7 protein-coding genes and 1 pseudogene are annotated in these 10182 nt (G+C 28.2%); all 8 read right to left on the bottom strand.

Going from position 1 to position 10182, the window contains the following annotated elements:
• Nucleotides 1-99: 99 nt before the first annotated feature.
• A pseudogene (locus Q0F58_RS14760) lies at nucleotides 100-345 on the bottom strand (YdcF family protein); the annotation flags it as partial.
• A 179-nt stretch (nucleotides 346-524) separates the two neighbouring features.
• Entirely contained in the window at nucleotides 525-2426 is a 1902-nt protein-coding gene (locus Q0F58_RS14765) for an ABC transporter ATP-binding protein (protein ID WP_294378139.1), read from the bottom strand.
• The gene (locus tag Q0F58_RS14770; RefSeq protein WP_294378142.1) at nucleotides 2413-4149 is read right to left on the bottom strand and encodes an ABC transporter ATP-binding protein; all 1737 of its coding nucleotides are present in this window, start codon (nucleotides 4147-4149) and stop codon (nucleotides 2413-2415) included. Before Q0F58_RS14770 ends, Q0F58_RS14765 begins: the two co-directional genes overlap by 14 nt.
• A gap of 103 nt (nucleotides 4150-4252) precedes the next feature.
• Nucleotides 4253-4690 carry a MarR family winged helix-turn-helix transcriptional regulator gene (locus Q0F58_RS14775; RefSeq protein ID WP_294378144.1) on the bottom strand — a complete coding sequence of 146 codons (438 nt, stop codon included), beginning with the start codon at nucleotides 4688-4690 and terminating at the stop codon, nucleotides 4253-4255.
• A 411-nt stretch (nucleotides 4691-5101) separates the two neighbouring features.
• Nucleotides 5102-6070, bottom strand: coding sequence for a glycosyltransferase family 2 protein (locus Q0F58_RS14780; protein WP_294378158.1), 969 nt, complete (start codon nucleotides 6068-6070; stop codon nucleotides 5102-5104).
• Nucleotides 6071-6261: 191 nt separating this feature from the next.
• Nucleotides 6262-8061: an SseB family protein gene (locus Q0F58_RS14785; RefSeq protein WP_294378149.1), complete on the bottom strand. Its 1800-nt coding sequence runs from the start codon at nucleotides 8059-8061 to the stop codon at nucleotides 6262-6264.
• Between the two features lie 421 nt (nucleotides 8062-8482).
• Nucleotides 8483-8971: a flavodoxin family protein gene (locus Q0F58_RS14790; protein ID WP_294378152.1), complete on the bottom strand. Its 489-nt coding sequence runs from the start codon at nucleotides 8969-8971 to the stop codon at nucleotides 8483-8485.
• Nucleotides 8972-9241: 270 nt separating this feature from the next.
• A partial coding sequence (locus Q0F58_RS14795; RefSeq protein ID WP_294378155.1) for a glycoside hydrolase family 1 protein occupies nucleotides 9242-10182 on the bottom strand: 941 nt, incomplete at its 5' end.

A 10182-nucleotide genomic window follows, 5' to 3' on the forward strand; every position in this document is an offset into this window, starting at 1 on the left:
ATTCTTTAGGTTTATAATTTTTATTCAAATATAATCACCTCAAGTTATATTGTATCATGTTTGATTATATTTAAATATATTTTTAGTAACTATTTTGTTCCTCCTGAGAGTATCTGTTGTATGACCTGCACCACCGACAATTATATATTTTTTTGCAATATCATTGTGCATTGCAGCAGCTAAAACATCTCCACCGCATAAAACACTTCCGCCAAATAAAACCATTACATCTGCTTGATTAATGCAATATTTATTCTGCAATTCTTCTTTAGTTAATAACCTAATATCTCTTTTCCCACAAAACTTACCTAATATATTAATATTATCCGCAATTTTTTGTTCCATAATTATATTTCAACCCTTTCTTAAAATAATATAATATAAAAAAATCTGCTTTGCAGACTGTGTATTTCCGCCCCTTTCCAAAGTTATCCACAAATCATCCGAATATATAATTTCCTAAAGAATAAAAAAATGACAGTGCTTAAAAAACACTGTCATTTAAATTTGTTCTTTATTACTGATTAATCCTGTTCTAATGCTCCAGTATATAATTGATAATATACACCTTTTTTATCAATAAGGCTATCATGATTTCCTCTTTCAATTATTCTTCCTTTATCAAGAACCATAATAACATCGGAATTTTTTATAGTAGATAATCTATGAGCAATTACAAATACTGTTCTTCCATGCATTAAATTATCCATACCTTCTTGAACTATTTTTTCTGTACGTGTATCTATACTTGAAGTAGCTTCATCAAGAATAAGAACTGGAGGATCTGCAACTGCTGCTCTTGCAATTGCAAGAAGCTGTCTCTGTCCTTGTGAAAGATTGCTTCCATCTCCTGTAAGAACTGTATCATATCCATTTGGAAGGTGTTTTATAAAGTAATCTGCATTAGCAAGTTTTGCTGCTGCTTTTACTTCATCATCAGTTGCATCAAGTTTACCATAACGTATATTCTCCATTACTGTTCCAGTAAATAAATGCGTATCCTGAAGAACTATTCCAAGAGATCTTCTTAAGTCTGCTTTCTTTATCTTATTTACGTTTATTCCATCATATCTTATTTTACCATCCTGAATATCATAAAATCTGTTTATAAGATTTGTTATTGTTGTTTTTCCTGCCCCTGTTGCCCCTACAAATGCAATCTTTTGTCCAGGCTGTGCATAAAGTTCAATATCATGAAGTATAATTTTTTCATCATTATATCCAAAATCAACATGATCAAATACAACATCACCTTCAAGTTTCTTGTATGTTGTTGTATTATCAGCCTTATGATAATGCTTCCAAGCCCATGTTCCTGTTCTTTCCTTAACTTCTTCTATTGTTCCATCTTCATGAACTTTTGCATTTACAAGTTCAACATATCCTTCATCTGTTTCAGGTTTTTCATCTATAAGTTCAAAAATTCTTTCAGCTCCAGCAAGTGCCATTACTATACCATTAAGCTGTTGTGAAAGCTGTGCTATAGGCTGGTTTAATGTTCTGTTGAATTGAAGGAAAGAAGCAAGTCCACCTAAAGAAAAGTTTCCAACTTCATATATAGCAAGAAGTGCTCCACATATTGCTGTAATTACATAACTTATATTACCTATATTGGCCATAATAGGCATCAATATATTGGCATATTTATTTGCTTTATCTGCACATTCACAAAGTTCTTCATTTATCTTATTAAACTGGTCAATACTCTCTTCTTCATGACAGAATACTTTTATTACTTTTTGTCCTTCCATCATTTCTTCGATGTATCCATTTACTTTTCCAAGTGATTTCTGCTGCTTAATAAAATAAGTTCCACTCTGCTTTGCTATTTTTTTTGTGACAATTATCATTATTCCAATCATCAAAAGTGAAAGAACTGTTAATGGAATATTGAGTATTACCATAGATATAAGAACACCTATTACAGTAACTGCAGAACTTATAAACTGTGGTATGCCTTGAGAAATCATCTGTCTTAAAGCGTCAGTATCATTTGTATAAATACTCATTATATCACCATGAGCATGAGTATCATAATACTTTATAGGAAGCTTTTCCATATGCTTAAATAAGTCATTTCTTATATTTCTCAAAGTTCCCTGAGTTACATTTACCATTATTCTGTTGTAAGTCCATGTACAAAGTGCACCAAAATAGTAAACTGACCCCATAATTATAAGAGCTTTAAGAAGAGGAGCGAAACTTGGATTCTGTTCCTTTAAAAATGGTGTAATATAATCATCAATAAGATTTTTCATAAACATTGTACCTACAATGTTTGCAAATGAACTGATAAGTATAAGTATTACAACTGCAATACAGTGAATTTTATAATTTTCAAAAATATATGAGAATAATCTTTTCATTACTTCTGAAGGTTTTGATTTCATCTGTGGCTTTCCTTTTCCAAGATTATTTTTCCTCATCTTTATCAGCTCCTTTCATTTGTGATTCATATACATCTCTATAAATTTCACATCTTCCAATAAGTTCATCGTGATTTCCAACATCAACAATAGCGCCTTCATTTAACACGATAATGTTATCACATTCTTGAACTGAAGAAATTCTCTGGGCTATTATTATTTTTGTAGTGTCTGGTATTTCTTCTTTAAATGCTTTTCTTATAAGTGTATCTGTCTTTGTATCAACAGCACTTGTTGAATCATCCAAAATTAATATTTTAGGTTTCTTAAGAAGAGCTCTTGCTATACACAATCTCTGTTTTTGTCCACCAGAAACATTTGAACCACCTTGTTCTATAAAAGTATCATATTTATCTGGAAATGTATTTATGAATTCATCTGCCTGGGCAAGCTGACATGCTCTTATTATTTCTTCATCAGTAGCATTTTTGTTTCCCCATTTAAGATTTTCTTTTATTGTTCCAGAAAATAGTACATTTTTCTGAAGAACCATTGCAACTTCATTTCTTAAAGTTTCTATATCATAGTCTTTTACGTTTAGGCCTCCGACTTTTACTTCACCTTTCTGTACATCATAAAGTCTAGGAATAAGCTGCACAAGACTTGATTTTGCACTTCCTGTTCCTCCAATTATTCCAATAGTTTGTCCACTCTTAATGTTTAAATTTATATCTGAAAGCACAATTTCCCCATCTTTTTTATATGCAAAGTCAACATCTTCAAATGAAATAGAACCATCTTTAAGTTCATATACTGGATTTTCCTTATTGTTTAAGTCGGATTTTTCATTTATTACTTCCACAATACGTTCTGCTGATGCTTTAGACATTATAACCATAACGAATATCATAGAAATCATCATAAGACTTATTAAAATATTCATAAGATAAGTGAATAAACTCATTAATTCACCTGTTGTAAGACTTCCTCCAACAATCATCTTTGCACCAAACCATGAAATAAGAAGTATACAAGTATATACTGTAAACTGCATTACAGGCATATTTAATACAAGAATTTTTTCTGCATTTACAAAAAGCTTATATATATTTTCACATGCTTTATGAAATTTATTTATTTCATAATCTTCTCTTACATAAGCTTTTACAACTCTTACTGCATTTATATTTTCCTGTACTCCTGCATTTAAAGCATCATATTTCTTAAAAACTTTCATAAAAAGAGGATGTACATTTTTAGTTATAAGATATAAAAATATTGCTAAAAATACTGCTGCTCCTAAAAATATCATAGATAATCTAGAATTTACTTTAAATGCCATAAACATTGCACATATAAGCATTATAGGAGCTCTAGTACATAAACGTATTACCATCTGATAAGCATTTTGTACATTTGTTATATCTGTTGTAAGTCTTGTTACAAGACCTGCTGTAGAATATTTGTCTATATTTGAAAATGAAAAACTCTGTATATTTTCAAACATTACCTTTCTTAAATTTTTTGCAAATCCTGTACTGGCACTTGCTGCATATTTACCAGCAAGTGCTCCAAATGTAAGTGAAAGCATTGCTGCTATTATCATTATTGTTCCTATTTTTATAACATGATTCATATTTCCAGCTTCTACACCTTTATCAATTATTGATGCCATAAGAAAAGGAATAATAACTTCCATAATAACTTCCAATATTACAAATATAGGACACAAAATAGAATCCTTTTTGTATTCTTTTACTTGAGACATTAATGTCTTTATCATATATATTCTCCTTTCTTTCCGTAATAAAATTACTTTATTTACTTATTTAGTTTTCAGTCTAATAATAAATATGGATATTTATAAGTTAGAATTGCACATCTTTTCATTGCTCATCTTTCATTGAATTAAACATTATCAAAAGAATTCTATACAGTTCGTTTTTTTCTTCCTCTGTAATATCTTTATACAAAGCTCTTTCGGCATTTTCCAGATTTTCTTTCATAAATTCGATTATTTCTTCACTTTTGTCAGTAAGAATTATTTTTTTATATCTTCTGTCATCTGCTTTAGTCTCTACATGTATAAACTGTTTTTCTTCAAGTCTTTTTATAAGTCCTGTTACAGTAGGCCTTTTTAAACAGAATCTTTTTTCAATATCATTTAGATATATTTCTCTATTTCTGTTTCTATCCAGATATCCAAGAATTCTGCACTGAGCATTAGTAAGATCCATTAATGCTGCTCTATTATTAAGTTTTCTTTCAAACATATTATTTACCATCTTTAAAAGAAGACTTAATCTTATCTCTTCTTTTTTCATGTTGTCCTCCAATTTTTAAAAATCATATGCTGTATTTAAGCATATGTGTATAAATCATTCCACACTAACTATAATTTTTGTATAATTTCTTTTTAATCTACAACACAATTTCAGACCATCTAAATACGTAGCATACTAACTATTATAATAAATTTGGTGAATTTGTCAAATAAACCAAAACTAAAATTATAATCCTTTAAATCATGTCTATCCCTTATAATATGCTGTTCATCTCCATAATCTCTACATTCATAATATTTTTTTAAGTTTATTTTAATGTTTTTCATATATTTAAATTAACAATTTATATATAATTTTTATCAATTAATATTAATTTTCATTTAATATTAATAAAAAAATCCTGCTATAATAAAATCATCTCTGAAATTTATTATAGCAGGAAATTATTAATTATTTTTTATTTAAAGTATCTAGTATAAGCCTATAATCAGCATTATTTAATTCAGCGTACATTCTTATTTTTTTCTTATCTAACTGTTCTATATACTTATTCTTGTTATATTCACCACCTATAAACTTAAAAAAGAAATCTCTTAATTTTTTATAACATTCATATGTCTGTTTTTCAGGATCCACTTCTAATGAATATAATTTTATCATATCAGCATAAGTTGCATAAACTAGAAAATCAATTTCTTCCTTATAGGTATCATATTCATTTATGGATTTAAATTCATCAATAAGAGAAATTATAGCTTCCATTCGTCCATCTATCTGTATATCCATATTACTGCTGTTTGTTATGGAATTATCATTATATTCATAATGATAATATATATTTCTGCATCCATAAACCTTATTAACATACATACAAAGAAGTCTTCCAAAATCTATATCTTCATATTTTGAATTTTCCCTGAATTTTAAATTATTTTTTTCAAATATATCTTTTTTAATTATTTTGCTCCACATATATCCGGGATTTATGACTAGCTTTTTACGCTTGTCTACATCTAATGTTCCCCATACATCCTCTTCTATATTAAGACAATCCTTCAATGTATGTTTATTTTTATATGCACAATCAACCATATCGTAATCACCTGATTTTGCAATTTCATACATTTTTTCATACATTTCAGTTTCAACATAGTCATCACTATCTACAAATCCGATATATTCGCCTGATGCTTTTTCTATTCCTCTGTTTCTTGCTCCTCCAGGTCCTAGATTTTTCTCAAGATCTATAAGAATTATTTTTTTCTCATACTTTTTTTCATATTCTTTCAATATATTAAGGCTGTTATCAGTAGAACAGTCATTTACAAGTATTATTTCTATATCATCTATTGTCTGATTTACAAGAGAATCCAAACAGCGTGGAATAAGTTCTTCTGTATTATGTACTGGAACAATTATTGATACTTTTTTTCATATATGCACATTTATTTTCTCCCTTCAATTTGATTTAAATCTTTTAAAAAACATTGTAATAAATATTATGAAGTTTTGAATAATACTTATTAAACATGTATTTTCAATAATAAACTATATAATAATTAAAGAAATTCCGTCTTCTATTATACATTGTTAATTTGAATATATATTTTTTAGTTGTTTACAATATCAAATATATTTTCTAGAAGCTGTTTTTCCAATATAAAGCTCATAGATGCTGGATTTATTACAACACCATCATAATTTACAGCTTGTTTTATTATATCATTATAAGATGCAAGACAGTAGTGGAATTTATCCTTTGCATAAATCTTTTCAGCTTCTTTTTCGTTAGAAAACATAGGAATATACATTTTATGAGTATCTTTATTTTCTATAGTATAAAAATTCATTATTTTATCTTTGGCATGTACTTCTTGCTTTTCACCTGATACATCTGCATTATGTATTATTGCTGCTTCATGTGTATAATAAATTTTATCATTCTTTGCAACATCTATTTCTTTTTCATCATCATATCTCATAGGAATTATAAACAATCCTTTTCCAGCTTCAGTTTTCTTAAGTTTTAATGTTATACGCCTGAAATCAAAATCATATAAAGTGAGATTCTCAACATCTTCATCTTCAAAAAACATGTTCATAATTTCATCTTTCATATTTCTCTTTACAAGTATATCAAAAATGAATTTACTCATAAGTATACTGTCATTTTTTCTTGCGAAAAGCATTAATCCTTTATTATCTTTTATTATAGGAACTTTTTTGTCTTTAAGCATTTGAGGAAGTTCAGTTTCTTCCCACTTTTCCTGTTTCTTTTCATTTTCTCTTTTAAGCTGTTCTGACTGCTCTTTTAAAACTTTCAATGATTCTTTATTAACTTTAAAATTTATTGTTCCACAATTTATACAGATCTCATTTACGTGGGCTTTTTCTAACAGTTTCATAAGATCGTTAAAATTATAGGTGTATAAGTCCCATCCATCTTTTAAATTGAAATTAATTTTTTCAAGAGCCATTGCTTCAACTTTGTCAGTAAATACATATACTCCTGGATTTAAAGTTTTAGTATTTTCATTTTTTGAACTTATATAAACTGGAAGCTCAGCCTGCTCTGCATTAGATTTTTTCATAGGAACTATAAATGTTGTATTAATTATAGACTTTATCATTGCATTTTCAAGATTACATCTTATTTTATCTGCTCCTTCATAGTTTACATTTCTTCTTATTTCTTGGAAGAATGCAGACATACAATATTGAGTTTCTGGATTTATGAGATGTTTTACAAACTTTTGCTCATATTTCTCTGTAATACTTTCTTTGCTAAAATAATAAGGTCTTGTAATTCCATCACTGAAACACATTCCCTTATATCCTTTTCTAAAAAGATCCTCTATTTCATTTTTAAATTCTTCTTTTTTTATTTCAACTATTTCAACATCATAATAGATTTTTTTCAGATTTTCCTTTATTACTTCCTTATATGTATCATATACTAGAATATGTTCGCATCCTTTATCCATAAATGGAAGGCCTGTTGTTTTAGACATTACTTTCCATAGTGTATCTTTTCCAAAAATCTTTCCAAGAAAAATTTTTCTAAATACAGCCATAGTGGAATAGAACCACATATAATCCTTTTCATTACCCTTCTTTTTTAAATCGGGCATAATGCTGTTTTCTATATAACCTAAAACAAATATATTTTCTGACAGAGATGATTCTTTCATCATTGAAATTCCATGATCAGAATCGTGTAATATCCTCTGCAATAATTCATTACATTTTTCATTTGTTAGTATATAGCCTTTTTTATTATGATTCTGACTCTCATTTTCTACAGTTTTTTCTCTCATATGATCACATGATTTTTCTTTTATTTCTGAATCTTTTGCTATAACTTCTTTGTTTTTCTTTACTTCTTTTTTAAATGCATCAAATATCCCCATGTATCCTTCCTCCTTAGAATTATTCGCACAGATTTCAATTAAAATATAGCAGAATCTAATTCCTATTATATATTATAATTGAAATCCTATACAATTACCATAAATAGATAGCTTTGTATTAATTTTTATTCATTCACCGACTTATCCTAAAGGTGCATTTTGGATATTGTCTTGATTTATATCCTGAATATAGAGATAAATTTTGTGCAGTATTTCATTTTCTTATTGCTGATATCACAAAAAATGAAATCAATATTCAAGCTGTTATATATAGAGGAAAAAAGATTGATGAATTTAAAATATACACATAATTGTTAAACAAAAAATCAATAAATCTGCTATAATATTTCAAACAAAGAAAGCAGCAGATTTATTGATTTTTCAAAATTGGCATAATGTTTGCTTATATTTATCTTATGGTTTATTTTTTAAATAATTCTACGCATTTTTCAGCTATTCTTCTTCCAAATACTCTGAACATTTCTCGGCTTTCTTCAAATGTATCTCTTAGGGCTACTGGTCCAAGATGTATATAAGGATCACCAAGAGAAGACCCACCTGAATATACTAGCATACCTTTTACCATAAGATGATTAATTATTGTAAGAATTGCACTATCTGCTCCTCCCTGCTGAAAATTTGCAGTTGCAAATGCACCACCAATTTTGCCTGAAAGATTATATTCCCATGATTCATCAAACCATTTTTTTATCTGCCAGCATGTATTAGCATAATAAGTAGGAGTTCCAAAAATAACTGCCCTGCTTGATTTTATGTAATCCTGATCAACTTTATCTATTGGAAACAGTTTTACTTCTATATTATCAATACTTCTCATGCCTTTTTCAATTTCTTTTGCCATTTCTAATGTTTTTCCTGTTTTACTGTAATAAATAATTGCTAAATTCATTTTTAAATTATACCTTTCCTTTATTCAATACTATTACTTGTGGATATTTCATAATTATGATTTTATATACATATATTAATATATAGTATTTATGCTTGCTTATAACAAGATATATGTTGAGTTAATTTTGGCATTTATACTTATATGAAAAATCCTCGCCTATTTTAATTAATACAAAAAATCACTAAACTTCTTTCATGAATCTGTTTAGTGATCTTTTGCCAATTATTCTAAATCAAATAAATATGTCTATTTTAATTTTAATTGCCTTTATAGTTCTTCACCATTAGTTTCTATTACTTTCTTGTACCAGTAATAGCTGTCTTTTGGAGTACGATTTAATGATCCACCAACTTCATCTCTATCAACATATACAAATCCATATCTCTTTTGATATCCATTAAGCCAGCTTAATAAATCTGTAAATGACCATGTACAATAAGCAAGTACATTACATCCATCATCTATTGCTTCTTTTAATGCTTCAATATGAGCCTTTAAGTAAGCAATTCTATATGGATCATGTATTTTTCCATTTTCAACTTTATCAAATGCTCCTAGTCCATTTTCTGAAATTACAATTGGAAGATAATAACGGCTTGTTATTATTCTGCAGGCCATTCTTAAACCTTGAGGATCTATTGTCCAATCCCAGTCAGTTTTCTTTAAATATGGATTATTTGCACTCTTGAATAAACCTGGTTTTCCTTCTTCAGTGCTTGTACCCTTCTTACCAGTTGTATTCATTTCACCTAATCCAACACCATCTTCAGGATTATATTGAACACATGCAGTCTGGTAATAGTTAACTCCCATGAAATCAAAACCTTTTGCTGCTTCAAGCATAAGTTCTGAATCTCCTTCAGCAATTTCAGGTGCTATACCTTTCTTTTCAAGATATTTTAATACTGTAATAGGATATCTTCCATATGCATATGCATCCATCCACCAGAAACTCATATTTTCTGAATGATTCATTTGTGCTAAAGCATTTTTAGGATCACAATCAACGCTATAGCTTGGTGAGAATGCAAAGCTTGCACCTATCTTACCGTTTAATCCCATTTTCTTATATGCTATAACAGTTTTTGCATGAGCAATAAAAGCATGGTGATTAACTTGATAGAACATTTTTTCATCATTCTTTTTCATAGGAGGATGAGTTGCTCTAAGCCATCCATGTTCAGTAAATACATTCTGTTCATTTAAAG

The organism is uncultured Clostridium sp. (genome assembly GCF_934754915.1).
Taxonomy (GTDB): domain Bacteria; phylum Bacillota; class Clostridia; order Clostridiales; family Clostridiaceae; genus Clostridium.